Genomic DNA, 26,119 nt, shown 5'->3' with positions numbered 1-26,119 from the left:
GAGACAGGGCACACGGCGCCGTTCCAGAATGGAGCAACGCGACCTGGCCCCGTTCACAACTGCGTTGGGCCCGGAAGCCATTCGAAAGGAACGGAATCTTAGCAAGAGAACATTAACACTCCAGGCTTCACCGATTGCTACGGTCAACAGCCCCGACTGGATATTGAGACATCTCTGGTGATTGCCTCCGTGCTCCAATTGTTACGGCGCGACGTCACGCGCGGCGTTGCCGGGACCATCCTGCTCAAGGTTGGTAGCGGCGGGCTCGCATTCGCGTTGTTCTCGCTGGCCGCACGGGCGATGACGCCGGACGCGTTTGGAGACTTCGCAACCCTGCTCTCCGTCGCCCAGATCGCCTCGGTGGTGGGCCTGGTCGGCCAGGAGCTGCTCCTGGTTCGGTTTCTCAATGAGTATGAGGTGCGCGGCCAGACCGACTTCACCAAGGGTGTGCTGCTGACGAGCCTGAGGAACTCAGCGATCGGGATGCTGATTTCGATCGCCGCGATCGCCGCTGTGGCAGGCATTCGCGGCGAGTGGTGGCTCTTGATCCTGTCGGTCTCGGCGTTCACCGCGGTCAATGCAGGGCTCATGCTCGGCAGCCAGATCGCGCGATCGCTGGTCAGCATCCTGATGGGCGAAGGCAATCGGGAGTTCTTCTGGCGCGTCGCCGTCGTCCTGTTCCTGATCGCGGTGCTGTTCGGCCACCGGCAGCTCACCCCCGCCGAGCTGTTCAGCGCGATGTCGGCCGCCATGGCCCTCGGGCTCGTCGTGCAGATCGTATCGATCGTGCGGGTGCTGCCGAACCTGCGGTCGGTCACGGCGCGCTTCGAGACCTCGCGCTGGAACAAGAGCGCATTCCGGTTCTGGCTCGCCTCCATTCTCGAAGCGGCAAACCAGTATTTCGACGTCATCCTGGTCTACTGGATGCTGGATCCGGCCACCGCCGGCGTCTATTTCGCCGCCTCGCGACTGGCCAACATCTTCGCCATGCTGTCGGCCGCGCTGTACACGTTCGGCGCGCGCCGGCTCCCCTCGCTGTACTTCAGCAAGAATCACGACGAGCTCGAACATACGCTGAAGCTGATGGCCGAGGTGACCGCGCTCTGCGTGCTCAGCGGCCTCGTCATTGTCTGGGTGGGCGCCCCCCATCTGCTCGGCCTGTTTGGGCCGCACTTTGCGGCGCAGCAGTGGGTGTTGATCGTGCTCGCGATCGGAACGGCCTTCCAGGCGGCGGGCGGGCCCTCTGCTGCTGTTCTGCAGCTGACAGGCCATGAGCGCGATTACGTTCCTGTTGTCGCAGCCAATGTGGCGTTGCGGCTGCTGGGATTTGTCGTGCTGATCCCCTGGCTCGGCGTGCTCGGCGCCGCGATCTCGGCGACAGTTTCGCTGGTCGTCGCCACCATCGCGCTCAACGTACTGTGCCGGCGGCGGACCGGCGTCGACCCATCCATTCTGGTACTGTCGCATCTGTGGCCGTCGAAAGGTGACGCCTACGCGGTCCGCGTTGCGGACAGCAACGACTAGAGCGTTTTTTCGAACGAAGTGATACCGGCTCGCGTCAGAACAAGAACCCAGAGCCGCGTTCCGATACTCTGGGAACGGAAAGGCTCTAGCTTCAGCCGAACCGCCTTCAGCTCGCCAGGCCAAGCGCTTCGCCCTGGGGATCGCGAACGGCGTCATTAACCGCCACGCGATTGACGACCAGCGCGGTCGGGACCGAACCATATCCGGATAGGTCGGCCCGCGCCTTGCCGATCGCAGCCGAGTTGGCGGCCCCTTCGCGAACCACGAGGATCACGAGGTCGGCATGGGCAGCCAGCGCCACCGCGGCCGGCTGCAGGGCAAGCGACGATGCGTCGACGATGATCAGGCCGAAATCGGCGCGAATATCGTCCGGCGGATAGGGCGGCGCCTTGCTGCTGGTGCCCAGCAGCTCGACGACGGACGGCAGATCGGCCTTGATGATCCCCGATCCTTGCGGCGGCGCGGCCTCGGCGCGCCTGGATTCCATCTCGATCAGGACGCTGAGCATGCCATTCTTGACGGCGGATCGGTTCAGCGACCGTGCAACGGTGCTGCCGCCGGCACCGCCCTCAACCGACAGCAGGAGCGCCACCTTGCCGTGGTCTCCCGGCAATTGCTCGATGTTCTCGATCAGCCGCTGAAGATGCGGACTGAGATCAGGCTCGGCCGTCGTCGCGATCGGAGTCTGCCAGACGCTCCTGACGGCATCCGGCGACGCCATGTTGGGAATCCGGGCCAGCACCGGCAATCCCGGCGGCAGCGCTGGTTGCGGCGCGGCAGGCGCCGGCGGCGCGGGCGCCTCGGCCCGACGAAGCGGCGGAATGGCCTTGATCGGGAGCTGCTTCAGATTCAGACCGGGAACGGCGACGATCGCCGTCGATGTCAGCAGCGAGACGATCGCGAGCGCGACCAGCAACAGCGGAAGCGGCGGCAGCGTCGAGCGTACCGGCGGCGTCGCGGGCGATGCGACCTTGGTCTGCGAGCTCTGCAGCAGCCGCTGCTCGTCGGTGGTCTTGTAGCGCGAGAGGAATTGCTCGTAGATATTCTTGTTGGCATCGGCGTCGCGCTGCAATTCCTGCAGCTTGACGAGCGCCTGACCGTCGACAAGGATCTGCTGTTCGACCGCCTTCTGCTGATCCTCGAGCGCCTTCTGCTGATCGCGCTGCGCTTCATATTCCGATTTCGCGGTGTCGATGTTCTTCTTCCGCTCGATCTCGATCTGCCGGTTGAGATCGCTGAGCTGGCTGAGAGCCATCACGAGGTCTGGATGACGGTCGCCCAGCACCCCGCGCTTCTGTGCGATCTGGTCGTTGAGCGCGGAGCGCTGGGCGCGCAGCGCACTCAGCAGGTCCTGCTTGACGGGGCCGTCGACATTGGCCTTCAGGTCGCGCTGCAGCTGCTCATAGCGGACCTTGGCCTCCTCGGTGCGGGCGCGCGCGGCGGCGACCTGCTGGGTCAGATCGGTGACGCGCAATTGCTGCGTCGTCGATTCCTTGCCGGCGTTGACGATCCGGTGCTCGAGCTTGAACTTCGCAACGGCATCTTCCGAAGACCGCAAGCGATCGTTCAATGTCTTGAGCCGGCTCTTCAGCCAGTCGGCGGCCTCGTCGGTCGCCACGCTGCGCGTGCCACGCTGGCTGGCGACGAACGCCTCAGCCACCGCATTGGCGTAATACGCCGCGCGCTGCGGGTTGTTGGACGTGAACTTGATGGCGATGACATAGGTCAATCCGCGCCGGGAGATGTCGAGCCGGTTGCGAAACCGGTCGAGCAGGCGCGTGGGGTCGGTCCTGCCGCCGGAGATGTCGCTGTCCTCGGCGACCTTGAGTTGCTCGATCAGCGGTCCGAGAAATCCGTCGGATTTGGCGATCTCGACATAGCTCTGCAGTGCTGCGGCGTCCTGACCGATCCCCGGCAGGACGTCCTGATCGGTGGTGACGCGCTGCTCGCGCGGGTCGACCACGACGAGCGCGGTCGCGGCATAGCGCGCCGGAATCAACATCAGCAGAATGACGCCGACCGCGAAGATCACCGCGGCGAGCATCAGAATGCGCTGACCGTTCTCGCGGAAAAATGCCACCACGCCGGGAATGCTCAGCGCGCCCTTGGTGGTATCCGCAGAGGATTGGCTGGCCGGCACGCCGGCAGTTTCCCACGACGCGGCGGGTTCCGTGGCTTCGGAACGGCTCGAGCCTACGCGGTTACCGAACTTCATGAGGCTGTGACTCGAATTCAACTGACAGTACCGCTCCAACGTAAATATCTATGGTTAATCCACGGTTACCCCCTGCTGATGCGGCCGTAACCAATTAGTTAACGAGCCGGCTGTACCCTTTGTGTGAGACAATGGCTCTCGATTGCTGGCGATGTCTGACCGCACTAAATGAGCAGTAACCTCAACACGCGCTACTCGGTGTACGAGCGCGCTTCGCGTGATAAGCACGCGCGCAAGAGCGAGGGAGCCGTCTCCACTCCTTCGACGGGTGAGGAAGCCGTGCTCCATTACAGGCCAAGCACAGAATTGCGCGAGGCATCGACCGCATCACGCAATCAATCGAACGAGAGCAAGCCAAAGCTGCGTGTCGTCCTGGTACAGACCCAGGCCGAGAACGCCGGCGCGCAGGAGATATCGCGGCTGGTCGGCGCGGGCCTCACCGCGCGCGGCTATGACGTCGCCAACCTGTTCTTCTTCCGCAAATCGGATTCGTTCGACGAGCCGCCCAATACATTCTATTGCGCGCCGAGCCGCCCGGGAAATCCGCTGGCGCTGCTGCGGATGCTGTGGACGCTCGCCGGTCATCTCAGGACCCTCAGGCCCGATGTCGTGCTGACCTTCCAGCACTTCGGCAATGTGATCGGCGGAGGCGTGTCACGCCTCGTCAGCCGCGCTCCTGTCATCGCCAACCAGGTGTCCTCGGCGATGTCGATGAGCATGCCGGTGCGCGCCGCCGACATCATCATGGGCTCGACCGGCTTCTTTCAGTGCATCACGCTGAATTCGCGCGACATGGAACGTGAATACGCCCGCTATCCTGCGCCCTATCGCTCGCGCATGACGCACGTCCCGCATGGCTTCGACGACAAGTCGCGCAGCCTGCCGAAGGACGTCGCGCGGCAGCGGTTCAAGCTGCCGCCGGATCGCACGCTGCTCGGCTGCGCGGCAAGGCTGCATCCACACAAGCGGCTCGATGCGGCAATTCGCCTGCTGGCCTCCGACCAGTCCTGGCATCTTGCCCTCGCCGGACAAGGCGCGGATGAGGAACGGCTGCGAGCCCTGGCGAGCGAGTTGAAAGTCTCGGACCGGCTGCACTTCATCGGCGAGATTCCACCGCGCCAGATGGCCGATTTCCTGGCGTGCCTCGACGTCTTCGTATTTCCGACGCAGGCCGAAACCTTCGGCCTCGCCGCGGTGGAAGCCGCGAGCGCCGGCATTCCCTGCGTCGTCAACGATCTGCCCGTGCTGCGCGAGGTGCTGTCCTACCAGGGACAGCCTGCCGCGGTGTTCGTTGACGCTGCGAACGAGGCCGAGTTTTCGGCCGCCGTGGCGAAAGTCCTGACCGATCGTTTGTTGAGCGACCAGCTGCGGCAAAGTGCCGTGGGCCTGAAGTCGCGTTATTCGTTGGATGCCATGATAGAGGAATACGTCCGCATTCTCGGCAATGCCGTGGGAGTGGACGCGCACTAGGAAATTGGACTGGACATGATTATCGAGTTTCGCTGCGATCGCGCGCAGGCGCGACTCTGGATGCGTCGCGAGACGCTGCGCGTCAGCGATCAAGATATTCCCGTTCAAATCGCCTGGACCGCGACACCGGGGCCGAGGCCCGCCGGCCTCGACATGCTGTTCGAACTCGAACGCATCGTGCTGCGCAAGGGCAAGGCGGGCGACGCCGACAGGCTGAAGACCATTGCGGAACGGCCGCGCATGGGCAACCCCGATGTGGTGGTCGACTTCACCACGGCCGCGCGGGACCCGAACTGCTCCGCCAGGCTCTATCTCCGTGCCCGCTTCAACGGACAGGCGGGCGAAGCCGCCGCACTGGCCGCCATTCTCGCCGGCGACCTGCCGGTGATTGAAATCGTCAACGAGCTCGACGGCATGGTGATGGACCGCGGCCATCCCTCGGCGGAAATCGCCGCCGGCCTGAGCGGCGGGCTCGAAACGGTGATGGCGCGCACCTTGTCCATGCTGCCGCCGATCCTGTCGGGGGCTCCGCGGCTGGTCCCGCAATTGGCTGCGCCGGCGGCCGGCAGCGCGCCGCGAAATCCCGCGCCCTTTGTCCTGCGCGGCGTCGCGACCTCGATCGCGAAGGAAATCTACCGTCTCTGCTGCTACGCGCCGCATTGGCATATCGGATGGCGCTATGCCGAGAACGCGGATGTCTGGCGGACCGGCGACCTGTCGGGACCTGCCTGGAACGTGCTCGGCGATCCCGGCAATCACTTCTATGCCGATCCCGTCCCGGTGAAGTGGCAGGGCAGGACCTTCGTGTTCTTCGAGGACCTCGACCACCGGACTGGCAAGGGCATCATCTCCGCGATCGAATTCGACGGCAAGGGACCGGTCGGCACCGTGCTGCCTGTGCTCGAAGAGCCCTGGCACCTGTCCTACCCGTTCCTGATCGAGAGCAACGGCGAACTGTGGATGATCCCGGAAAGCACCGCGCATCGGGATGTCCCGATCTACAAATGCGTGCGCTTTCCCGACAAGTGGGAACGGCAAGGCACGCTGCTGTCCGGGCTCGAACTCGCCGACGCGACCATCACGCAGCATGACGGCCTCTACTACATGTTCGGTGCCTGGCGCGACGGCACCGGCGGATATTCCGACACGCTGGCGATCTATTACGCCGAGCAGTTGTTCGGCCCCTGGCGGCCGCATGCAAGCAATCCGATCCTGATGGATCGCGCGACGACGCGGCCGGCCGGCAATTTCGTAACCATCAACGGCAAGCTGTGGCGGCCGGTGCAGGACTGCACCAACGGATACGGGGCGGCGCTCGGACTTGCGGAAGTGCTCGAACTGTCGCCGACGACCTACCGGCAGGCCGTGCGCCATCTGCTCAAGCCCGGGCCGCTGTGGACCGGACGCAAGCTGCACACGCTCAACCGCTGCGGCCAGCTCGAGGTGATCGACGGCTCGCGGGTCCAGCCGAAGACCACGGCGTTGCTGAACAGCCTGCGGTCAAGCGACCGGTCGGCGCAGCGGGAGTGGCAAAGCGCGCTGGCGAAGCCGATCGCGCGACGGCTCCACTAGCGCCTCGGTCGACCCGGCTCAGTTCAGGTCGGCACTCAGCACGCCGCCGAACTGCTCCCATGAGCTTCCGGTCCAGCGTTGCAGCTGAAGCTGCGTATAGGCCATGCTGTTGTCCGGGCCTGTGTTGATGGTGATGCCCGGCATCAGGGTCGGCAGCACGAGCCCCCTGATGTTGCGCGCCTGCTTGACGATGTTCTCGCGCGACAGGTCGTCGCCGCACTGCTTCAGCACCTGCTCCAGGATCTGGCCCTGCTGGGTGCCGAACAGATAATTGTTGTCGCCGATGTCGGCGCCGGGAAGATACTTCTCGAAATGGGCGCGATACCATTTCATGCCGGGATCGTCGGCCCACTTCTTGTCGTTCGGATCCTTGGTGACGGTCGCCACGACAACGCCCACCGCCTTGTCCGCTCCCGCCGGCACGATGGTCGCGGAGACCGAGCTCGACACATAGTTGACGATGGTCAGCGGCGACCAGCCGATCTCGTTCGCCTTCTTGATCGCCTGGGCCGCGAATTTCGGCGTGCCGGCGATCAGGAACGCCTGCGCACCCGACGCCTTCAGCGTCACCACGCGGGATTCGATCGTCGGCTCGGTGACCTCATAGGGCGACGTCACCACCTTCCTGTCGAAATCGGCCTTCAGCACCTCCTTGAACGCGGCCACGAAATCGCGGCCGAGATCGTCGTTCTGGTAGAGGATCGCGATCTTCGCATCGGGCGCCGTCTGCGTGATGTATTTTGCGTAGATCTTTCCTTCGGTGTTGTAGCTCGGCAGCCCCGTGGTGGTCAGCGGAAACTCGGTGAAGTTCGCAAACTTGGTCGCGCCGCTGACGACGAATAGATGCGGCACCTTCTTCGCAGTGACGTATTTGATGGTCGCGCCGATGCCGGGCGTGCCGAGCGGGCTGAACAGGAACGCCACCTCGTCGCTCTCGATCAGCTTGCGGGTCTGCTCCACGGCCTTGGGCGGCGTGTAAGCATCGTCATAGGTGATGAGGTTGATCTTGCGGCCGTTGACGCCGCCGCGGTCATTGACGGAATGGACGTAGGCGATCAGGCCCCTGCCGGTATTGCTGAGCGGCGACGCCGGGCCGCTGAACGGGAACGTCGCTCCGACCTTGATTTCCGACTCCGACACCCCCGGCGTTTCGGCGCGGACCGGAGCTGCGGCAAGCGCCGCGAGCATCGCAACGGACACGGCAAACGTCTTCAACAGCATGAAATTCCTCCTGAGCTTTTATGAATTGAACTGTTCCTGCAACCGCCGCGCGGCGCTACCAGGCTTCGCCGAACGGCCTGATCTCGACATTGAACGACCACGCGCTGCGATCCTGATGGGCGACGTGCCAGACCTCGTCCGCGATCGCTTTCGGCTTGATGAAGAAGTCGTCCGGCCGATCCGGCCAGCGCTTCCGCGTCCACTCCAGATCGATCACGGCATCGATCACGAGATAGGCGACGTGCACGCCTTGCGGCCCGAGATCGCGGGCCATCGCCTCGGCGAGAATCCGCTGCGCTGCCTTGGTCGGCGCGAACCCCGCGAAGCCGGCCTTGCCGCGCAACGCCGAGGTGTTGCCGGTCGCGACGATGGCGCCCTTGCCCGCATCGATCATCGCCGGGGCGAACCGCCTTGCCAGGTACAACAGTCCCATCGTGTTGACCTGGAAGTTGCGATTGAGAATCTCCGGATCGATCTCGCGGAAGGTGCCGAACGCCCCGCCGACGGCGTTATGAATGACCACGGCGGGATTGCCGAGATCGCGCTCCACGGTGGAGGCCACCGCCTCGACCTGCGCAGGATCGGACACATCGCACCGATAGGCCTTTGCGCCAGACAGCTGCTTTTCGAGCGCGGCAAGACGCTCCTCGTTCCTTGCGAGCAGCGCGACGCGGTAGCCACCCTCGGTGAATCTCCGGGCGAGCGCCGAACCGGTGCCGGGCCCGACGCCGGATATCAGACAGACAGGTACGGTCATGCGATCAACCCTCCGCATTGCGGCCTATCGCCTTCATGGTCAGGCGGCCGCCTTCGACAGCAGCTTCTCGACGTAAGGCTTGAGGTCCGGCCTGACATGCTCGTGCGCGATCAGGCGGTCAAAGTGGGTAAACATCAGCGGATACTCATCCTGCACACCCGGGTGCAGAATTTTCGCCAATCCCTGCTTGTGCAGCTGCTCGGCCCGCGCGTGTTCGTTCATGAACAGCGCGAGTTCAGCGGCAAAGCAGATGTCGGCAATCGAGATGCCGTTCCCGACCAGCGCCTCCCGCCGGGGCGACAGCGCCTGCTCGATCCCCGAGGCATAAATCGCGAACGCATCCTTTGCGCGCGCGTGAATGGCCGCATCGACGGTGCCGCCCGAGAGAGCCAGCAGATAGATTTGCGAGTCCCGCGCAAACACCAGGCTGACATCGAGAAAACTGTCGATCCTCGACGCCTCATAGGCGTCGCGCCCGTAGAGCGGGAACGCTGCCTCGCCGAGCCGCGCCACCGCGCGCATGATGCTGTTCGATTCGAAGATGCCGACCTTGCCGTCGGCGCCGAACGCCGCCGGCACATTGCCGAACGGCTGTGCCGCCATGAACGCGTCGGTCTTGAAGAGCTGCGCGCCGGTCAGTCCGACCCGCCCGGTCCGTGCCAGCGACGACAGCGAGGCGCGCTCATGCTCCGCCAGCGGACGGGCATCATAGTCCCACAACCAGTCGCGCAACTCCTTGCCCGAGGCGCCCCTGACCTCGACATCGACACCGCAGAACCGCGCCGCGATGGTTGCCTTCCAGACGCGCGGGTTCGGCAGATAGGAGAAGATGCGCAAGGCGGCCATGGTGGACTGCTCCGGTGCTAATGCCTCAGGCGGCCAGCTTCAGGATCTTGACGACGTCGGCGGGTTCGCGGATCGGCTGCGGGTTGGCCCGCGTGAAGATCGACAGCATGGCGTTCCGGCCGATCAGCTCAAACCGATCTTCGCCGACGCCGACATCGGCAAGCCGGCGCGGCAGGCCGAGTTCCGCGATGAACGCCGCGAAGGCTTCGCCGGCGTCACGCCCCGGCGCGCCGAGCGCGGCGGCAATCGATTGCTGTGCGGCTTCCGTCGCCGGGCGGTTATAGCGGAGCACGCTCGGCATCATCACCGCCGTGCAGAAATAATGCGGCACATCGCAGGTGCCGCCGAGCACGTGGCCGATAGCGTGACTGGCGCCCATCGGCACCCGCGACTGCAATCCGAACGCCGACAGCCAGGAGCCGAGCTGGCAGCTCAGCCGCGCCGCCGCGTCGTCGGGGTGGGCCTTGGTGCGCAGCAGGCCGTCATGCAGATAGCGCAGCCCCTGCTGGCACACCGCATCGACCAGCACATTGGGGCGGCTGGAGCAGATCGCCTCGATGCCGTGATCCATCGCCCGCGTGCCGGAACCGAGCCAGAGCTTCTCGGGCGTATATTTCGTGATCGCGGGATCGAGGATGATGCTGCGCGGCATCATCATCGGATGGTTGAAGATCTGCTTCAGCTTGCGGCCGGTATCGGTGACCAGCGCGCCGGAATTGTATTCGCCGCCGGACAGCGTGCTGGGGATCGCGATCATCCGGACCTTCGGCGACCGGAATGGCCCGAAGCGGCGGTCCGGCGTGGTCTCGAAGCCGTCGAGGCCATCCGGCTTGAAGATCGCGTGCTCGATGCACATCAGCACGATCTTCGCCGCATCGACCACCGAGCCGCCGCCGATCGCGACCACGAGGTCCGCCTTGGCCTCGCTGGCCTGCCGCGCGATCTGCGTCACGACATCCCTCGTCGTGTGCTGCGGCACGCCGTCGAAGGTCGCGGCATGGCGGTCGCCGAGGGCTTGACGGATTTTCTCGATCTCGTCGGTCGTGGTGTTCAACGTCCGGCTGGCGATCAGGTAGACGCGCCTCGCGCCCAGCCGCTCGGCCTCCTCGCGCAGCGCTTCGGCTGCCGGCCTGCCGTAGATCACGGATTCCATGGTCGGGTATTGATGGCTGCCGGTGACGCGCATGCTTTCACTCCCTCGATGTGTCCGTGAGTTCCGCTGTCGGTCAGGCCGACAGCTTGGTGAAATCAGGCTGCCGCCGTTCCGCGAAGGCGGCAAAGGCCTCGCGCGCCTCGGGCGTCGTCAGCCGCTCCTTGAACAACACGCCTTCCTCGGCGATCTGCGCCGCGATCTTCTGCTGCTCGCGCATCAGCTTCTTGGTCATGCTGAGCGACCCCGCCGGCCGCCTGGTCAGCGCGACCGCCGCGTCATGCGCCCTCTTGCGCAGATCGGCCTGCGGCACCACGGCGTTGGCGAGACCCGATGCCAGCGCGCCCTGCGCGTCCATCGGTTCGCCGAGCGCGAACATCGCATAGGCGCGCGCATGCCCGATCCTTAAGGGAAGCAGCCAGCTCGACGCCGCTTCCGGAACCAGCGCGAGGTTGACGAACGGCGTGATCAGCCGCGCGTTCTCGGCGAGATAGACCAAGTCGCAATGCAGCAGCATGGTGGTGCCGACGCCGACCGCATTGCCCTGCACCGCCGCGACGATCGGCTTGCCGACCTTGCTGATGGTTTCGATGAAAGTGTGGGCCGGACTGTCGACAGCGCTTTCACCGCGCGCCTGGCTTGCGAAGTCAGCCAGATCATTGCCCGCGGTGAAGCTGTCGCCGTCGCCCTGGAACAGGATCACCCGGACGGAGGCATCCGCCTCCACCTGCTTGAGCGCCGCGGACATGACATTGTACATCGCGCCGGTCAGCGCGTTCTTCTTTTCCGGCCGCTGCAACGTCAGCGTCATGACGCCGGCGGCGATCTCAACCTTGACATGCTCGGTCATGGCACTCTCCCGTCAGGCGACCGCGCGGGCCGGAGTGGTTTCGAATTTGCCGTCGAGGAAGCCGGTCAACCGCTGCCGGATGATCGCTTCGGCTTCAGCCATGATGCGGTCGATCAGCTCCTTGACGGTCGGGATGTCATTGATCAGGCCGACCACCATGCCGCAGCTCCAGGCGCCGGCATCCATCTCGCCGTCGATCATCACCTTCGGATAGACGCCGGCGACCTGCTCGTGGATATCCTCGATCTTCAGCCTGGCGCCCTTCTCGCGCTCGATCTCGAGCAGCTCGTCGACGCCCTTGTTCTTCAGCACCCGCTCGGTGTTGCGCAGCGCGCGCATGACGAGGCGCGTATCGAGCTCGTCGGCGTCGAGCAGCGCCTGCTTCACATTGGGATGAACCGGTGCTTCCTCGGTCGCGATGAAGCGCGTGCCCATGTTCATGCCGGCAGCGCCCATCGACAGCGCGGCGACAAGGCTGCGCGCGTCGGCCATGCCGCCCGAGGCGACGAACGGGATCTTCAATTCGTCCGCCGCACGCGGCAGCAGGATCATGTTCGGGATGTCGTCCTCGCCGGGGTGGCCGCCGCACTCGAAGCCGTCGACGCTGACCGCGTCGCAGCCGATCTTCTCGGCCTTCAGCGAATGCCGCACCGAGGTGCATTTGTGGATCACCTTGATGCCGGCCGCCTTCAGCGCCGGCATGTACTGCTCCGGGCTGCGGCCCGCGGTCTCCACCGCCTTGACGCCGCCCTCGCGGATCGCTGCGATGTATTCCGGATAGGGCGGCGCGGTGAAGCTCGGCAGGAAGGTGAGGTTCACGCCGATCGGCTTGTCGGTCATATCGCGGCAGCGCGCGATCTCCTTGGCCAGCAGCTCCGGCGTCCGCTGGGTCAGGCCGGTGATGATCCCGAGGCCGCCGGCATTGGACACCGCCGCCGCCATCTCGGCGAAGCCGACATAGTGCATGCCGCCCTGGATGATCGGATGCTGGATGCCGAACAGTTCAGTGATTGCTGTCTTCACAAGTCTCTCCCGCGTTGCCGCTCAGTGGACGATTTCAAACAGGCCCGCCGCGCCCATGCCGCCGCCGATGCACATGGTGACGACGCCGTATTTCGCCTTGCGCCGCCGGCCCTCGATCAAGAGGTGGCCGGTAAGCCGCGCCCCGGTCATGCCGTAGGGATGGCCGATCGCGATCGAGCCGCCATTGACGTTGAGCTTGTCCGGATCGATGCCGAGCTTGTCGCGGCAATAGATCACCTGCACGGCATAGGCCTCGTTGAGCTCCCAGAGATCGATGTCGTCGATCTTGAGGTTATGCCGCCTCAACAGCCGCGGGATCGCGGCAACCGGGCCGACGCCCATCTCGTCCGGCTCGACGCCGGCGGCGACGAAACCGCGGAAGATGCCGAGCGGCTTCAGCCCCTTCTGCGCGGCAACCTTGTCGCTCATGATCACGCAGGCCGATGCGCCATCCGAGAGCTGGCTGGCGTTGCCGGCGCTGATGGTCTTGCCCTCGAACACCGGCTTGATCTTGGCGAGCCCATCCGCCGTGGTATCCGGCCGCGGGCCCTCATCCTTCGCCAGCGTCACCTGCTGGTAGCTGACTTCCCTGGTGTCCTTGTTGACCACGGCCATTTTGGTCGTGATCGGCACGATCTCGTCGTTGAAGCGGCCGCCCTGCAGCGCGGCGCCGACGCGGCGCTGGCATTCAAGGCTGTATTCGTCCTGCTTGTCGCGGCCGATCCCATAGCGCTCGGCGACGACCTCGGCGGTCTCCAGCATCGACATGTACATCTCGGGCTTCATTGCCATCAGCTCGTCGTCGACGGCATGGAACCTGTTCATGTGCTCGTTCTGCACCAGGCTGATCGACTCGATGCCGCCGCCGATCGCGATCTCGACGCCGTCGAGCATGACAGAGCGGGCGGCGACCGCGATCGCCTGCAGGCCGGAGGCGCATTGCCGGTCGATGGTGGTGCCGGCGACCGTCACCGGCAGCCCGGCGCGGATGGCGCCCTTGCGCGCGACGTTCATCACCATGGTGCCCTGCTGCATCGCGCAGCCCATCACCACGTCCTCGACCTCGCCCGGCGCGATGCCGGCGCGCTTCACGGCTTCGGCCATCACATGACCGGCGAGGGTCGGGCCGTCGGTGTTGTTCAGCGCGCCGCGATAGGCCTTGCCGACGCCGGTGCGCGCGGTGGAAACGATGACTGCATCCTGTGACATGCTTGCCTCTCTGAATCAGGCGGCCGCGTCGAGCTGCGCATAGCGCAGCACGTGATAGGCGGGATCGCCGAACTGGATGTTGATGGAGGAAATCCGCTTGAAGTAGTGGCCGACATTGAGTTCGTCGGTCATGCCCATGCCGCCGTGCAGCTGCACCGCCTGATCGGCGACGAACTTGCCGGCATATCCGATCTTCGACTTGGCCCCGGAGGCGAGCCGGGAGACGCCGACCTCATCGTCGCTGAGACTGAGGCTGAGATGCTGCATCAGCGACAGCGCCTCCTGATGCGCGATGAACATGTCGACCATCCGGTGCTGCAGCACCTGGAAGCTGCCGATCGTGACGCCGAACTGCTTTCGCGTCTTGGAATAGTCCAGGGTCGCAGCGTTCAGTTCGCCGATCGCGCCGACCGCCTCGGCGCAGAGCGCGCCGATGGCGCGGTTGCGGCAGGCCTCCAGCGCGGCGACGCCCTCGCCTTCGCTGCCCAGCAATTCCGCGCGCACGCCGCGCAGGCTGACCTCGGCCGCCCTGCGGCCATCGATCGTCCTGAAGCTTTGCAGGTCGAGATTGGCCGCCCGGCGATCGACCACGAACAGGCTGACGCCGCCACGATCGTGGCGATGGCCCGAGGTGCGCGCGGAGACGATCAGATAATCCGCCCACGGCGCGGCGATCACCGTCGTCTTCTCGCCGGTGAGCACATAATCGTTGCCGTCGCGGCGCGCCGTGGTGGTGACGGTGGCGAGATCGAAGCGCGAGCCCTTCTCGGTCCAGGCCAGCGCCCAAAGTTTCGTGCCAGCGATGATGTCGGCGATGAACGCCTGCCTCTGCGCGTCGGAACCTGCCTGCTCGATCAAGCCGCCCGCCACGACGACCGTCTCGACGAATGGCTCGACCACGAGATGGCGGCCGAACTCCTGCATGATGATCATGGTCGACAGCGGCCCGCCGCCGAGCCCTCCGACCGCTTCGGAGAACGGCGCGGCGAGCAGGCCGAGCTCGGCGAACTCGGCCCATTGCCTGCGGCCAAAACCCTCTTCGCTCGCGACGATCTTGCGGCGGGCGTCGAAATCATACTGGTCGCGCAGCAGCCGCTGGACGCTGGACCGCAACAATTCCTGCTCTTCCGTGAACTGGATATCCATCCGATCCTCGTTGCTTGTGGCTAGAGTCCAAGCACCGCCTTGGCGATGATGTTGCGCTGGATCTCGTTCGATCCGCCGTAGATCGAGAGCTTGCGCGAGTTCAGATATTTCTCCGACGCGGTGTGGCCGTAGTCGGGGCCCGGCATGAAGTGGTTGGCGCTGACCGGATGCTCGCGGATCGCAAGCCCGTAATTGCCGATCGCCCGATGCGTCAGCTCGGTGATGTCCTGGAAGATCTCGGTGCCGCGGATCTTGAACAGCGAGGCCGCCGGTCCCGGGTCGATGCCGCGCGCCATCTGGGCGACGACGCGGAGTTCGGTCGCCTCCAGCGCCAGCACGTCGAGCTCGACGCGGGCGATGTCCCTGATGAACTCCAGATGCGCCGGATCGTGTTCCGGGATCTCGGCCTTCACGATCTTCTTCAGCCGCTCGATATAGCGCGTCGAACGGCCGATGCCGGCCATGCTGGTGCGCTCATTGCCGAGCAGGAATTTGGCGTAGGTCCAGCCCTTGTTTTCCTCGCCGATCAGGTTCGCGGCGGGGACACGCACGTTTTCCAGGAAGACGTCGTTGACCTCGTGCGAGCCGTCGATGGTGATGATCGGGCGCGCGGTGATGCCCGGCGACTTCATGTCGATCAAGAGGAAGGAAATGCCGGACTGCGGCTTGGCCGCGGGATCGGTACGAACCAGGCAGAAGATCCAGTCGGCGTGCTGCGCCAGCGTAGTCCAGGTCTTGTGGCCGTTGACGATGTAATGGTCGCCGTCGCGCACCGCCTTGGTGCGCACGGTGGCGAGGTCGGAGCCGGAGCCCGGCTCCGAATAGCCCTGGCACCACCAGTCCTCGCCGGACAGGATGCGCGGCAGGAATTTCCTTTTCTGCGCATCGTTGCCGAAGGTGTAGATGACCGGGCCGACCATGGTGACGCTGAATGCCAGCGGCGGCATGGTGCCGGCGCGCGTCGTCTCCTGCTCGAAGATGAAGCGGCGGGTGATCGACCAGCCGGGCCCGCCATATTCCCTGGGCCAGAGCGGCGCGATCCAGCCCTTCTCGTGCAGGATGCGATGCCACAGCAGCATCTGCTCCTTGGAGAGATCCGTCTCCGGATTGGCGACGCGCATCTCCGCTGGATAATTGTCCTTGATGAAGGCGCGAACCTCGTCGCGGAACGCCGCATCTTCAGGGGATAGCGCGAGCTCCATCTGCGGTGCTCCCTACCACTTCTCGCCGAAGGGCCGGATTTCCAGTTCAAAGGTCCAGGCGCTTTTGGGCTGCTGATAGAGCTGCCAGTAGGCGCCCGCGACCGATGCCGGCGGCATCAAGAGATCGGGATTGTCGAGCGCGTTCGGGCCGAGCGCCTCGATGCGGCGCTGCCGTACCCATTCGGTATCGACGCCGGAATCGATGATCAGATGCGCGACATGGATGTTCTTCGGCCCCAGCTCGCGGGCCATCGCCTGCGCCACGGCGCGCAAACCGAACTTGGCGCTGGCAAAGGCGGCATAGCCGCTGCCGCCGCGGAGTGACGCGGTGGCGCCGGTGAAGAAGATGTTGCCCTCGGCACGCGCCGTCATCAGCCGCGCCGCCTCGCGACCAGCCAGGAAGCCGGAGTAGCAAGCCATCTCCCAGACCTTGCGGAACACCCGCTCGGTGGTCTCGAGGATCGGGAAATTGACATTGGCGCCGATGTTGAAGATGCAAACTTCAAGCGGCGCATGCTTGTCGGCGTCGTTGAGGAAGGCCGTGATCTCCTCCTCCTTGCGCGCATCGAGCGAGCGCGCATGGATCTCGCCGCCGGCGGCCTCGATCTCCTTGACCAGCGGCGCCAGCTTGTCGCCGTTGCGGCGGCCGGCGAAGACCGTAAAGCCTTCGGAGGCGAACTTCTTGGCGATCTCGCCGCCGATGAAATCGCCGGCACCAATGACGGCCACCGTCTTGTTTCGCTTCTGCATGGTGTACTCCGGTCTTGTTTGAGTGAACTGGCTCGCGGCGGCGGCTCAGCCTCAGCTGCGCAGCGACTCCGCCAGCTTGTGCTTCAGCAGCTTGCCCGTCGATGTCGCGGGCAGCGCGTCCATCAGGATAATCTCCGACGGACGCTTGTACGAGGTGAGTTGCGGGGCAATATGCGCCATCAGGTCCTGTACGGTGGCGGTCGAGCCCTTGATCAGCTGCACAAAGGCGACCACCTCCTCATTGCCCTCGACCGGCCGGCCGACCACGGCGCACTGCACCACGGCGTCGTGCGTGCTCAGCACCGCTTCGATCTCGGCCGGATAGACGTTGAACCCGGAGCGGATGATCATCTCCTTGGTTCGCCCGACGATGTAGAGCGCATCATTCTCGAAGCGGGCCAGATCCCCGGTGTTGAACCAGCCGTCGGGATCGATCGCCTTGGCGGTCAGGTCGGGCGCGCGGTAATAGCCGCGCATCACGTTGGGGCCGCGAACATGCAGCTCGCCGACTTCGCCTGCCGCAACCGGCTTGAGGTCGCGGCCGACCAGCTTGGCCTCAAGGCCGGGCATGACGGTACCCACCGCATGGTCGGCCCGCGGGTTATCCGGCCGGACGCCGGAGATACCCGGCGAGCATTCGGTGATGCCATAGCCGTTGAGCAGCGGCAGCCCGAGCTCCTGCTCGACCCGTGACTTGAGATCGAGGTCGAGCGGCGCGCCGGCCACCGAGATCACCCGCAACCGGCCGCGATCGAGCTTCGGCAGGCCGGCATTGCGCCGATATTCGAGCAGACGCTGATAGGTCGCGGGCACGCCGTTCAGGATCGTGATGCCCTCTTCAGTCATCGCCTTGACCAGCGCGGCCGGATCGTATTTCGCTACCAGACGCACGGTGGCGCCGATCATCAGGGTCATGGTCAGCAACGAGATGCCGACGATATGCGAGATCGGCAGCACGCAATATTGCACGTCATCGGCCGCCATCTTGCGGAAGCTTGCCGTCGCCCGGGCGCTGAACAACAGATTGCGATGGGTCAGCATCACGCCCTTTGGCGTGCCCGTGGTGCCGGAGGTGTAGATGAGAACCGCGACCTGGTTTGCGCCGTCGGCCTCGACCGGCTCCGCCACCGTTGCCAGGTTCAGGCCGGTGACGGCGATGCCGCGGAGCGGGCCGACATCCTGCACGGCAGCCTCGTAGCGCGCGGCATGCGTCGCCGCCTCCTGCGAGACCTCGGCGGTCAACAGCACGCGGCGGGCGCCGCTGTGATCCCTGATCTGGTCGAGCTCACGCGGCGACAGCCGGGGATTGACCACGATGGACCAGACATCGAGCCGGCTCGCCGCCAGCAGCAGGCAGGCGAGCGGAATCGAATTCTCGCTCACGATCATCATGCGGTCGCCGGCGCGGATGCCGAGCGCCCGCAGCGCCTCGGCGACGCCGCCGACCGTTCGGACGAGTTCGCGGTAGGTCAGCCGCATCTCGTCATCGATCAGCGCCGGATGATCCGGCGTCGCCCCGACGTGGTGATCGATCACCTCGTGGATGCGGTTCGGCAAGCCTTCCACACTTCCTTCAAACTGGGTCGACGCCTGCACTGAAACCTCCCTGTGACAGCCCTTTGGGCCTGATTTGTTGTCTTGAGGAATTTTCCCGCTCAGGCGGTCTTACGCCGCCCCGCAGCCAGTTGCGCGACGATCTCCTCCTCGACCTCGCGCAGCTTGTCCTTGCCGAAGAAGATCTCGTCGCCGACAAAGAAGGTCGGCGAGCCGAACGAGCCGCGCGCCACCGCGTTGCTGGTGTTGTCGATCAGCTTCTTCTTCACCTCGTCCTGCTGGGCGCGGGCGATGATGCGGTCGATATCGAGGCCGGAAGACAGGAACGCTTCGCGAAACACCTGCGGATCGTCCATCTTCTTGGGCTCGGACCACATGTGGTGATAGGCGGCGCGAAAGTACGGCTCGAACTGCCCTTCGAAATCGGCAGCGACGACGCCGCGCATCAGCATCAGCGTGTTGACCGGGAAGAACGGGTTGGTCTTGAATGTCGTGATGTTGTGGCGGCGCAGGAAGCGCTCGGTCTCGAGCGCGTTATATTCCGGCTTGTTCTTGATGCCGCGCAGCGACTCGCCGGGCGACATGTTGCCGGTCGCCTTGTAGATGCCGCCGAGCAGCACCGGGATGTAGTCGAATTTCACGCCGGTGCGCTTCTCGATGTCAGGCAGCGCCAGTTCCGCCAGATAGGCGTTCGGACTTCCGAAATCGAAATGGAATTCGACCTTGAGCGGAGCAGCCATGGAACGCCCTTCCCTTCGATTGCCAGCGGCCGTCAGCCGCCGCGTTGATCGAGCCGGGACCTTAAGTTCTATTTTAGAACTGTCAATATGATATTTGTCATCCAATGACCAAGCTACGGCTCCAAGCTAGGCATCCTATTGAAATGACGTTAGTTCTGTTTTAGAATTTTGCTGAGCGATATCGTCGCCGGCCGCAGGAGATGCTGATGAAATGGGATGCCCTCGAGGAGGAGCCGTGCTCGGTGGCCCGCACGGTGGCTGTCATCGGCGACCGCTGGAGCCTGTTGGTCCTGCGCGAATGTTTCCTGCGCATCCGCAGGTTCGATGACTTCCAGGCGTCGCTCGGGATCACGCGGCATCTGCTTGCCGACCGGCTGAAAAAGCTGGTGCGGTTCGGCGTGCTGCGCAAGATTCCCTATCAGGAAGCACCGAAGCGCTACGAATACATCCTGACGCAGAAGGGGCTCGACCTCTATCCGATCATCATGTCGATCGTGCACTGGGGCAACGTCCACATGGTCGATTCGCGCGGTCGGCCGATGCTGCACGAACACAAGACCTGCAAGAAGATGTTCGATCCCGTCATGGTCTGTTCGGAATGCGGCGAGCCGCTGAGCGCGAAGGCGGTCCACGTGCATCCGGGCCCCGGCGCGCGGAAATCATCACCGGTGCACGCCAAGGCGCAGGAGCGGGCCAGGCGCGCCGCTGACTAGACGTGGATACTGTTTACGAAGCCGGCTCGCCTTGCGCTGGCGGCTGCTCAGTGTGACGGCGCAGCCATCAGCGCAACATTGCCGCCAAGCAGGCAGCCGACGGGACGGCCGCCGGCGAAGCCGATGCGGACGCGAATCTCGGACAGCCGCCCCATCGCCCTGCCCTGCAGGATTCGGATCTCGTCGTCATCAGGAGCGACCAAGCCATAGTCGAGCAGGCCGAACGCCAGCGCCGCGGCCGCAATGCCGGTTGCGGCATCCTCCCGATAGCCGGATGAGCGCGGGAATTGCCGCGCCTCGAACAGGCGAGCCTTTCGGTCGATCACGGCGAATGGATAGAGCCCGGTCGATCCGATCCGGCCGCAGACCGCCTCGACGTCCCCTATCGCGGGATCGAGCGCATTCAGCGCTTCGGGGGAGCGCATCGGGATCAGGGTCTTGATCCGCGATGTGACGGCATTGCACGGTGTTGTCGCATCGATCGCTTGCGGCCCGACCGCGAGCGCCCAGAGCACGTCATCGCGTTGCCCCGTGGTGAGCGGAACGGTCTTCCCGGCCGGCTGGGTGATCTCGACGTTGGGCTCGCCGTGACGATCACGGCTGATGAAGCCGGTGACCGGACCGCTGCGCGTCGATATCCGCATCGTATCGCCCGGCAGCTTTCCCTGGCGCGCAAGCAGCCAGAGCGCACCGATGGTCGCGTGGCCGCACATTTCCATTTCGTGATTCGGAACGAAGAAGCGGAACGTGACGTCGAAATCGTCGCTCTGCGCCGGCAGCACGAAACCGGACTCGTGGCCGTGGCGGCGCGCAACATCCTGCATCTCGGCGGCGCTCATGCCGCTTGCATCCACCACGATCGGACAGGGATTGCCGCCCTGCCCATCGACCGTGAACACGCTGACCAGTTCGGCTGTCGTCATGATGTCGCTCGCCTGTCTCGCCGTCTGCTACTTGACCAGCGTCGCGCCGGTCTCCGGGTGCTGCAGCCAGCCGAGCAGCGCCTCGTGGAAGCGCGCCGGCGCCTGGATCTGCGGCGAATGGCCGAGGTCAGGGAATTCGATCAGCTGCGCATGCGGAATCCGCTTGGCGGCCTCCTTGCCGAGCACCGGATAATTGCCGAGCGTCTTGCGAATCTCCGGCGGCGCGGTGTCCTTGCCGATCGCGGTTGTGTCCTTGTCGCCGACAAACAGCAGCGTCGGCGGCTTGATCTGCTCGAATTCGTAGAACACCGGCTGGGTCGCGATCATGTCGTAGAGCCGCGCCGAGCTCGACGCCACGGCGGCGCGGCCCGGACCGCGATACATGCCGGCCAGCATCTGCACCCAGGTCTCGTAGGACGCATCCCAGGTATCGGCGTAATAGGTGGCGCGCTCATAGGCGCGGATGCTGTCCGCGGTGACGCGCGTCTCGCGCTGCATCCAGCCGTCGAGGCTGAGCCACGGCACGCCCTTGGCCTTCCAGTCTTCCAGGCCGATCGGATCGACCAGAACCAGGTGGTCGGTGGCCTCCGGATACATCAGGGCATAGCGCATCGCCAGCATGCCGCCGGTCGAGTGGCCGACCATGATCGAATGCGCGATCCCGAGCGAGGCGAGCAGCGCGCGGCTGTTGCCGGCGAGCTGCTGGAAGGTGAACTGATAGCGTTCCGGCTTGCTCGATTTGCAGAAGCCGATCTGGTCCATCGCGATCACGCGATAGCCGGCGCCGCTGAGCGCCTTGATGGTGCCGTCCCAGGTCGCTGCACAGAAATTCTTGCCGTGCAGCAGCACCGCGGTCTGGCCGTTCGGCGTCGCCGGCTTGACGTCGAGATAGGCCATGTCGAGCTCCTGCCCCTGCGAGCTGAAGCGATAATGCTCGAGCGGATAGGGATAGTCGAAGCCCTGCAGTTCCGGTCCATAGGCCGGCTCGGCGGCCGATTGCGCCAACGCGTTGGACGATCCGAGCGCGACGGTCGCAGCGACGGCAAGGTGAAACAAGGCTTTCAGGTGCATCTCAGCAAATCCAGAACTCGGGGACGATCTCCGTGATGCCGTAGCCGAACGCGTGGGCGCCATCCAGCGCCCAGCGATGATTTGTTCGTGATCTCCGCGCGAAATTACGCCGGATCGAACGCCCGGATCGGCGGCAGATTGCCGTTGAAACGCTCGACCTCGACGCTGGTGAGCTGGCCGGTGCAGCCCTGCGCGAAGGATGACGTGCCGATGTCGCGCGTCAGCACGTTCGGATTGCCGTGCACGCAGAGCGGCGCATCCTCCTCGGGGTCCATCGGGTCGTACCAGGCGCCGGTCGGCAGCTGGACCACGCCGGGCGCGATGCCGTCGGTGACATGCACCGCGGCGAGGCAGGCGCCGCGCGCATTGAAGACGCGGATGATATCGCCGTCGGCGATGCCGCGCGCGGTTGCGTCGCGCGGATTCATGCGCGCAACCTCGCGGCCGCGATGCTTGGCGTCAAGCGAGTGACCGCCGAAGTCGAGCTGGCTGTGCAAACGCGTCACCGGCTGGTTGGCGACGAGGAAGCACGGCGCGCCCGGCGCCGGCGTGTCGGTCTTCTCGAGCCAGACCGGATGGCCCGGGCAATCCGCATCGCCATGGCCTGCGATCTTCCGCGAAAAGATCTCGATGCGGCCGCTCGGCGTCGGCAGCGGCCGCGCGACGGGGTCTTCTCGGAAGCGACGCAGCGAGCCGCCGTCGTCGAGATGCTGCGGCACGACCAGGCTGCCGCGCGCCCAGAACTCCTCGAAGCTCGGCGCTTCGAGCCCGCGCGCGGCGAGCGCCTTACGCGTTGGTTCATAGAGATGTTCCAGCCATTGCTGCGACGTGCGTCCCTCGGTGAAGGGCTCGCGGGCCCCTAGCCGCTCGGCGAGGTCGGCGAAGATCTCGTAGTCGTCGCGGGCAAGGCCGAACGGCTCGGCGATCCGGTGCATCGCGACCATCAAGGGATCGTTGCTGGAATAGCCGATGTCTTCGCGCTCCAGCGTCATCGTCGAGGGCAGCACGATGTCGGCGTGGCGGGCGGTGGCGGTCCAGGCGAGTTCGTGCACCACCAGCGTGTCGAGCCGCGCGAACGCCCTGCGCAGGCGGTTGAGGTCCTGGTGATGGTGGAACGGATTGCCGCCGGCCCAATAGACGAGGCGGATATCCGGATAGGTCCGCGTCTCGCCATTGTAGCGATAGCTGGTGCCGGGATTGAGCAGCATGTCGGCGATGCGCGCCACCGGAATGAAGTCGGCGACGCCGTTGCGGCCCTGCCCCAGCGTCGGTCCCGGCACCGCATTGACGCGCCGGCCGTAATAGCCGATCGCGCCGAGCGAATAGGCGTAGCCGCCGCCGGGCAGGCCGATCTGGCCGAGCGCCGCCGCCAGCACCATGCCCATCCACACCGGCTGCTCGCCATGCTCGGCGCGCTGCAGCGAATGCGACACGGTGATCAGCGCACGCCGGCCGGCGAGCCGCCGCGCGAGCGCCTTGATCGTGCCGGCATCGATGCCGCAGATCGCCGCGGCCCATTCGGCGCTCTTGGGCACACCGTCGCTCTCACCGGTGAGATAGCGCAAAAACACCGGCCAGCCCTCGGTGTAGCGATCGAGGAAGGCCTGATCGTGCAGGCCTTCGCTGACCAGCGTGTGGACGATGCCAAGCATCAGCGCGGTGTCGGTGCCGGGCGTGGCCGTCAGCCATTCGGCGCCGGCCTCGACCGGAAGATCGTCACGCAGCGGGCTGACCAGGATGAACTGACAGCCGCGCCGGTGCGCGGCTTCCATGGCGCCGCGCTCGACATGCTTGCTGATCGAGCCGCCGGCCACCATCGAATTCTTCAGCGCCATGCCGCCGAACGCCAGCACGATGTCGGTTTCGGCCGCGATCTGCTCCCAGGTCACGTTGCGCTTGGTGATGTCCTCGTAGCCGGTCAGGATCTGCGGCAGCAGCACCGAGGACGCGCCCGAGGAATAGGTGTTCACCGAACGGACATAGCCACCCATCGCGATGTTGAGGAAGCGGTGCACCTGGCTCTGCGCGTGGTGGAAGCGGCCCGCGCTGGACCAGCCGTAGGAGCCGCCGAACACCGCGCCGGGGCCGATGGTGTCGCGGATCCGCGTCAGCTCGCCGCCGAGCAGATCGAGCGCCTGCTCCCAGCTGACCGAGACGAATTCGTCGCGGCCGCGGCGATCGTCCGGACCGGGCCCACGCTCGAGCCATCCGCGGCGGATCGCGGGCTGCGCGATGCGCGCCTGGTGGCGCAGCGCGCCGGGGAAATTGTTGATGATGCCGTTCGGATCGGGATCAGCGGCATAGGGCCTGACTTCGAGACCCGCCTTGCCGAGCCGCGCCGAGAACACGCCCCAATGCGAGGTGTGCGGCTTGAAACCGTCGGACAGATCGAGGCCGGGATCGGGGTGGCCAATGGTCTCGCTCATCGATGCTCCTTCATCCGCAGGCCGGCGCCTCGGCGGGCCTGTCGCAACCCAAGTCTGTCGCAACGTTCCCCGCCAGTATAATGATCCAATCGGCGCACGGTACCCGCTAACACGGACCGCACCGTGCCTTGCCGGCATGACTACCCCTGACGGCGGCGGAACTCGCCACCGCAGGCAGGACTGTCGCATATGCGCTCGATCCCTCCACAAACTCGTCATGCCCGGCCTTGTGCCGGGCATCCACGTCTTGGTTTCCGCGTGGAAAAGACGTGGATGGCCGGGACGAGCCCGGCCATGACGATGTGGAAATAGCAGCGCCAAGCTTTGCCCTGCCATATGCGATCGCCCTACTCGCCGCAGGCCCGCGCCGCCAAAATATCGAAAACAACCCCATGCAAAGGAGCGGGCGGCTGCCCGGCGCCCGACAAGGCCACTTGACGCGTCGGGCAAATCAGGGATACATTTCCAATATTCCGAAATCGTGCAAGCCCCCTCGCCCGCAACAGCGGGCGCGACGGATGCACTTGCGACCGAACCCCTCCCCACAATTGACATCGCACCGGCTGCCGCAGCGAGCGATCGCCTGCGCACGTGCCGCGCGCGTTCCAGGGAATACCCGACATGGATACTGCACCCGAAATCACCGTGCCGACGATGCCCGCCGCAACCGCCCAGACCCAGGCTGCCGCAGCCCCGCGGATCAAATTCTCGTCGCACGGCTTTGCCATCGACCATCCCGATCCCGAGCTCGGCGCACAGCTGATGGCGAACGCGTTGGGCGTGGCCGATCGCGACGCGATGGACGGCATCCTGCGGCAATTGGTCAAGGCCAGCGTGAGCGGCGGCAAGCCCTGCGAGGTCCACCTCGCCTTCATGATCTCGATGGTGAGAAGCATCGGTCCGCGGGATTCGGTCGAGGCCATGCTGGTGGCGCAGATGGTGTCGGTTCATGTGATGACGATGCGATGTGCCCATCACCTCGCGCATGCCAAGGACCTCGCCCAGCACGACAGCGCCGCGCGGGCATTGGGCCGGCTCGCCCGCACCTTTCCCGCCCAGATCGAGGCGCTGAACCGCCACCGGAGCCATGGCGAGCCCGCCATCACCGTGCAGAACGTCAAGGTCGAGGACGGCGGCAACGCCATCGTCGGCAACGTGACGCAGCATGCGAGCGTGATCGTGTCCGACAACAGCCCGGCATCCGCGGCGCGGAATGCGCCGAAGGCTGCGGGCGCGAGGCGACGGCGGAATTCCGCCGATGCCGGGCGGGACGCCCTGGCATGAGCGGCCACATCCAAACGACCGGCCCGATGCTGGCGAGCCCGCGCTGCGGCGCCAGGACCCGCCCGGGCGGCGCGTGCCGCGCGCCGGCGGTGCACGGCAAGACGCGCTGCCGCATGCACGGTGGCGCAAAGGGATCCGGCGCGCCACGGGCGAACCGGAACGCGCGCAAGCACGGCCTGTTCACTCGGGAAGCGATCGCCGAGCGGCGGCAGATACGGGCGTTGTTGGGGGACGTGCGGAGGATGCTGGAGGGGATGAAGTGATTGCGTTTCGCAAATGGCCGCGCGCAAGAACGGCATTTGGGAACGTCGATCTTCGAGGCGTGTTACACCAGCCCGATAGCAAGGGAAACGTTCAAATGAAAATTGCGAAGATCGCACTGGCAACGGCATTCATATTCGGGTCAATCGCAGCAGCGAGCGCTCAAGGCTGTCTCTTATACACATCTGACGCTGCCGACGAACTCTAGGGTG

22 protein-coding genes are annotated in these 26,119 nt (G+C 65.3%); 6 read left to right on the top strand and 16 right to left on the bottom strand.

Annotation, left to right across the window (positions count from 1 at the left end):
- Window positions 1–198: 198 nt before the first annotated feature.
- The gene (locus tag IF803_RS12905; RefSeq protein ID WP_461192463.1) at window positions 199–1,524 is read left to right on the top strand and encodes a lipopolysaccharide biosynthesis protein; all 1,326 of its coding nucleotides are present in this window, start codon (window positions 199–201) and stop codon (window positions 1,522–1,524) included.
- Between the two features lie 106 nt (window positions 1,525–1,630).
- Here IF803_RS12905 and IF803_RS12900 read toward each other — a convergent pair whose 3' ends face one another.
- A complete protein-coding gene (locus tag IF803_RS12900) occupies window positions 1,631–3,739 on the bottom strand; it encodes a GumC family protein (RefSeq protein ID WP_461192381.1) in 2,109 nt (702 codons plus the stop codon).
- Window positions 3,740–4,018: 279 nt separating this feature from the next.
- Here IF803_RS12900 and IF803_RS12895 point away from each other — a divergent pair, with 279 nt between their 5' ends.
- Together IF803_RS12895 and IF803_RS12890 are read left to right on the top strand one after the other, a co-directional pair.
- The gene (locus IF803_RS12895) at window positions 4,019–5,209 is read left to right on the top strand and encodes a glycosyltransferase family 4 protein (protein ID WP_304500373.1); all 1,191 of its coding nucleotides are present in this window, start codon (window positions 4,019–4,021) and stop codon (window positions 5,207–5,209) included.
- A gap of 15 nt (window positions 5,210–5,224) precedes the next feature.
- Entirely contained in the window at window positions 5,225–6,781 is a 1,557-nt protein-coding gene (locus IF803_RS12890; protein ID WP_461192380.1) for a glucosamine inositolphosphorylceramide transferase family protein, read from the top strand.
- 18 nt (window positions 6,782–6,799) lie between these two features.
- Here IF803_RS12890 and IF803_RS12885 read toward each other — a convergent pair whose 3' ends face one another.
- The 12 genes from IF803_RS12885 to IF803_RS12830 are packed head-to-tail and all read right to left on the bottom strand — an operon-like array spanning window position 6,800 to window position 19,229.
- Window positions 6,800–8,002 carry an ABC transporter substrate-binding protein gene (locus IF803_RS12885; RefSeq protein WP_461192379.1) on the bottom strand — a complete coding sequence of 401 codons (1,203 nt, stop codon included), beginning with the start codon at window positions 8,000–8,002 and terminating at the stop codon, window positions 6,800–6,802.
- Window positions 8,003–8,057: 55 nt separating this feature from the next.
- Window positions 8,058–8,759: an SDR family NAD(P)-dependent oxidoreductase gene (locus IF803_RS12880; RefSeq protein WP_461192378.1), complete on the bottom strand. Its 702-nt coding sequence runs from the start codon at window positions 8,757–8,759 to the stop codon at window positions 8,058–8,060.
- A 39-nt stretch (window positions 8,760–8,798) separates the two neighbouring features.
- Window positions 8,799–9,605, bottom strand: coding sequence for a glutathione S-transferase family protein (locus IF803_RS12875; RefSeq protein ID WP_461192377.1), 807 nt, complete (start codon window positions 9,603–9,605; stop codon window positions 8,799–8,801).
- Between the two features lie 25 nt (window positions 9,606–9,630).
- Window positions 9,631–10,791, bottom strand: coding sequence for an iron-containing alcohol dehydrogenase (locus IF803_RS12870; protein WP_461192376.1), 1,161 nt, complete (start codon window positions 10,789–10,791; stop codon window positions 9,631–9,633).
- 40 nt (window positions 10,792–10,831) lie between these two features.
- Window positions 10,832–11,605, bottom strand: a complete 774-nt coding sequence (locus IF803_RS12865; protein WP_461192375.1) for an enoyl-CoA hydratase-related protein — start codon at window positions 11,603–11,605, stop codon at window positions 10,832–10,834.
- A 12-nt stretch (window positions 11,606–11,617) separates the two neighbouring features.
- A complete protein-coding gene (locus tag IF803_RS12860) occupies window positions 11,618–12,628 on the bottom strand; it encodes an NAD(P)H-dependent flavin oxidoreductase (protein WP_461192374.1) in 1,011 nt (336 codons plus the stop codon).
- 21 nt (window positions 12,629–12,649) lie between these two features.
- Complete coding sequence (locus tag IF803_RS12855) at window positions 12,650–13,837, bottom strand: acetyl-CoA C-acyltransferase (RefSeq protein WP_461192373.1); 1,188 nt, start codon at window positions 13,835–13,837, stop codon at window positions 12,650–12,652.
- A gap of 15 nt (window positions 13,838–13,852) precedes the next feature.
- The gene (locus IF803_RS12850; protein WP_461192372.1) at window positions 13,853–14,983 is read right to left on the bottom strand and encodes an acyl-CoA dehydrogenase family protein; all 1,131 of its coding nucleotides are present in this window, start codon (window positions 14,981–14,983) and stop codon (window positions 13,853–13,855) included.
- A 20-nt stretch (window positions 14,984–15,003) separates the two neighbouring features.
- Window positions 15,004–16,185, bottom strand: a complete 1,182-nt coding sequence (locus tag IF803_RS12845; protein WP_461192371.1) for an acyl-CoA dehydrogenase family protein — start codon at window positions 16,183–16,185, stop codon at window positions 15,004–15,006.
- Between the two features lie 12 nt (window positions 16,186–16,197).
- Entirely contained in the window at window positions 16,198–16,935 is a 738-nt protein-coding gene (locus tag IF803_RS12840; RefSeq protein WP_461192370.1) for an SDR family oxidoreductase, read from the bottom strand.
- A gap of 51 nt (window positions 16,936–16,986) precedes the next feature.
- Window positions 16,987–18,531: a class I adenylate-forming enzyme family protein gene (locus IF803_RS12835; protein ID WP_461192369.1), complete on the bottom strand. Its 1,545-nt coding sequence runs from the start codon at window positions 18,529–18,531 to the stop codon at window positions 16,987–16,989.
- A gap of 59 nt (window positions 18,532–18,590) precedes the next feature.
- Window positions 18,591–19,229, bottom strand: a complete 639-nt coding sequence (locus IF803_RS12830) for a DsbA family protein (RefSeq protein ID WP_461192368.1) — start codon at window positions 19,227–19,229, stop codon at window positions 18,591–18,593.
- A gap of 206 nt (window positions 19,230–19,435) precedes the next feature.
- Here IF803_RS12830 and IF803_RS12825 point away from each other — a divergent pair, with 206 nt between their 5' ends.
- The gene (locus IF803_RS12825; protein WP_026193238.1) at window positions 19,436–19,942 is read left to right on the top strand and encodes a winged helix-turn-helix transcriptional regulator; all 507 of its coding nucleotides are present in this window, start codon (window positions 19,436–19,438) and stop codon (window positions 19,940–19,942) included.
- Between the two features lie 47 nt (window positions 19,943–19,989).
- Here IF803_RS12825 and IF803_RS12820 read toward each other — a convergent pair whose 3' ends face one another.
- From IF803_RS12820 to IF803_RS12810, 3 genes are all read right to left on the bottom strand, one after another.
- Window positions 19,990–20,865: a PhzF family phenazine biosynthesis protein gene (locus IF803_RS12820; RefSeq protein WP_461192367.1), complete on the bottom strand. Its 876-nt coding sequence runs from the start codon at window positions 20,863–20,865 to the stop codon at window positions 19,990–19,992.
- A 27-nt stretch (window positions 20,866–20,892) separates the two neighbouring features.
- The gene (locus IF803_RS12815; protein WP_461192366.1) at window positions 20,893–21,936 is read right to left on the bottom strand and encodes an alpha/beta fold hydrolase; all 1,044 of its coding nucleotides are present in this window, start codon (window positions 21,934–21,936) and stop codon (window positions 20,893–20,895) included.
- Window positions 21,937–22,040: 104 nt separating this feature from the next.
- Window positions 22,041–24,362 carry a molybdopterin guanine dinucleotide-containing S/N-oxide reductase gene (locus IF803_RS12810; protein ID WP_461192365.1) on the bottom strand — a complete coding sequence of 774 codons (2,322 nt, stop codon included), beginning with the start codon at window positions 24,360–24,362 and terminating at the stop codon, window positions 22,041–22,043.
- A gap of 621 nt (window positions 24,363–24,983) precedes the next feature.
- Between IF803_RS12810 and IF803_RS12805 the strand changes: the two genes are divergently transcribed.
- Together IF803_RS12805 and IF803_RS12800 are read left to right on the top strand one after the other, a co-directional pair.
- Window positions 24,984–25,646, top strand: a complete 663-nt coding sequence (locus tag IF803_RS12805) for a hypothetical protein (RefSeq protein WP_461192364.1) — start codon at window positions 24,984–24,986, stop codon at window positions 25,644–25,646.
- On the top strand, window positions 25,643–25,909 hold the full coding sequence (locus IF803_RS12800; RefSeq protein ID WP_461192363.1) for an HGGxSTG domain-containing protein: 267 nt from the start codon (window positions 25,643–25,645) through the stop codon (window positions 25,907–25,909). Before IF803_RS12805 ends, IF803_RS12800 begins: the two co-directional genes overlap by 4 nt.
- The last annotated feature ends 210 nt before the right edge of the window (window positions 25,910–26,119 follow it).

The sequence above is a fragment of the Bradyrhizobium sp. UFLA06-06 genome, from assembly GCF_054820065.1.
This window is presented reverse-complemented; position numbering and strand designations above follow the sequence as displayed.

What these genes read in the sequence shown, in the direction of transcription:
- IF803_RS12900 (WP_461192381.1), bottom strand. Translation starts at nt 3,739, where the DNA reads ATGAAGTTCGGTAACCGCGTAGGCTCGAGCCGTTCCGAAGCCACGGAA.
- IF803_RS12890 (WP_461192380.1), top strand. Translation starts at nt 5,225, where the DNA reads ATGATTATCGAGTTTCGCTGCGATCGCGCGCAGGCGCGACTCTGGATG.
- IF803_RS12885 (WP_461192379.1), bottom strand. Translation starts at nt 8,002, where the DNA reads ATGCTGTTGAAGACGTTTGCCGTGTCCGTTGCGATGCTCGCGGCGCTT.
- IF803_RS12880 (WP_461192378.1), bottom strand. Translation starts at nt 8,759, where the DNA reads ATGACCGTACCTGTCTGTCTGATATCCGGCGTCGGGCCCGGCACCGGT.
- IF803_RS12875 (WP_461192377.1), bottom strand. Translation starts at nt 9,605, where the DNA reads ATGGCCGCCTTGCGCATCTTCTCCTATCTGCCGAACCCGCGCGTCTGG.
- IF803_RS12870 (WP_461192376.1), bottom strand. Translation starts at nt 10,791, where the DNA reads ATGCGCGTCACCGGCAGCCATCAATACCCGACCATGGAATCCGTGATC.
- IF803_RS12865 (WP_461192375.1), bottom strand. Translation starts at nt 11,605, where the DNA reads ATGACCGAGCATGTCAAGGTTGAGATCGCCGCCGGCGTCATGACGCTG.
- IF803_RS12855 (WP_461192373.1), bottom strand. Translation starts at nt 13,837, where the DNA reads ATGTCACAGGATGCAGTCATCGTTTCCACCGCGCGCACCGGCGTCGGC.
- IF803_RS12850 (WP_461192372.1), bottom strand. Translation starts at nt 14,983, where the DNA reads ATGGATATCCAGTTCACGGAAGAGCAGGAATTGTTGCGGTCCAGCGTC.
- IF803_RS12845 (WP_461192371.1), bottom strand. Translation starts at nt 16,185, where the DNA reads ATGGAGCTCGCGCTATCCCCTGAAGATGCGGCGTTCCGCGACGAGGTT.
- IF803_RS12840 (WP_461192370.1), bottom strand. Translation starts at nt 16,935, where the DNA reads ATGCAGAAGCGAAACAAGACGGTGGCCGTCATTGGTGCCGGCGATTTC.
- IF803_RS12830 (WP_461192368.1), bottom strand. Translation starts at nt 19,229, where the DNA reads ATGGCTGCTCCGCTCAAGGTCGAATTCCATTTCGATTTCGGAAGTCCG.
- IF803_RS12825 (WP_026193238.1), top strand. Translation starts at nt 19,436, where the DNA reads ATGAAATGGGATGCCCTCGAGGAGGAGCCGTGCTCGGTGGCCCGCACG.
- IF803_RS12820 (WP_461192367.1), bottom strand. Translation starts at nt 20,865, where the DNA reads ATGACGACAGCCGAACTGGTCAGCGTGTTCACGGTCGATGGGCAGGGC.
- IF803_RS12815 (WP_461192366.1), bottom strand. Translation starts at nt 21,936, where the DNA reads ATGCACCTGAAAGCCTTGTTTCACCTTGCCGTCGCTGCGACCGTCGCG.
- IF803_RS12810 (WP_461192365.1), bottom strand. Translation starts at nt 24,362, where the DNA reads ATGAGCGAGACCATTGGCCACCCCGATCCCGGCCTCGATCTGTCCGAC.
- IF803_RS12805 (WP_461192364.1), top strand. Translation starts at nt 24,984, where the DNA reads ATGGATACTGCACCCGAAATCACCGTGCCGACGATGCCCGCCGCAACC.
- IF803_RS12800 (WP_461192363.1), top strand. Translation starts at nt 25,643, where the DNA reads ATGAGCGGCCACATCCAAACGACCGGCCCGATGCTGGCGAGCCCGCGC.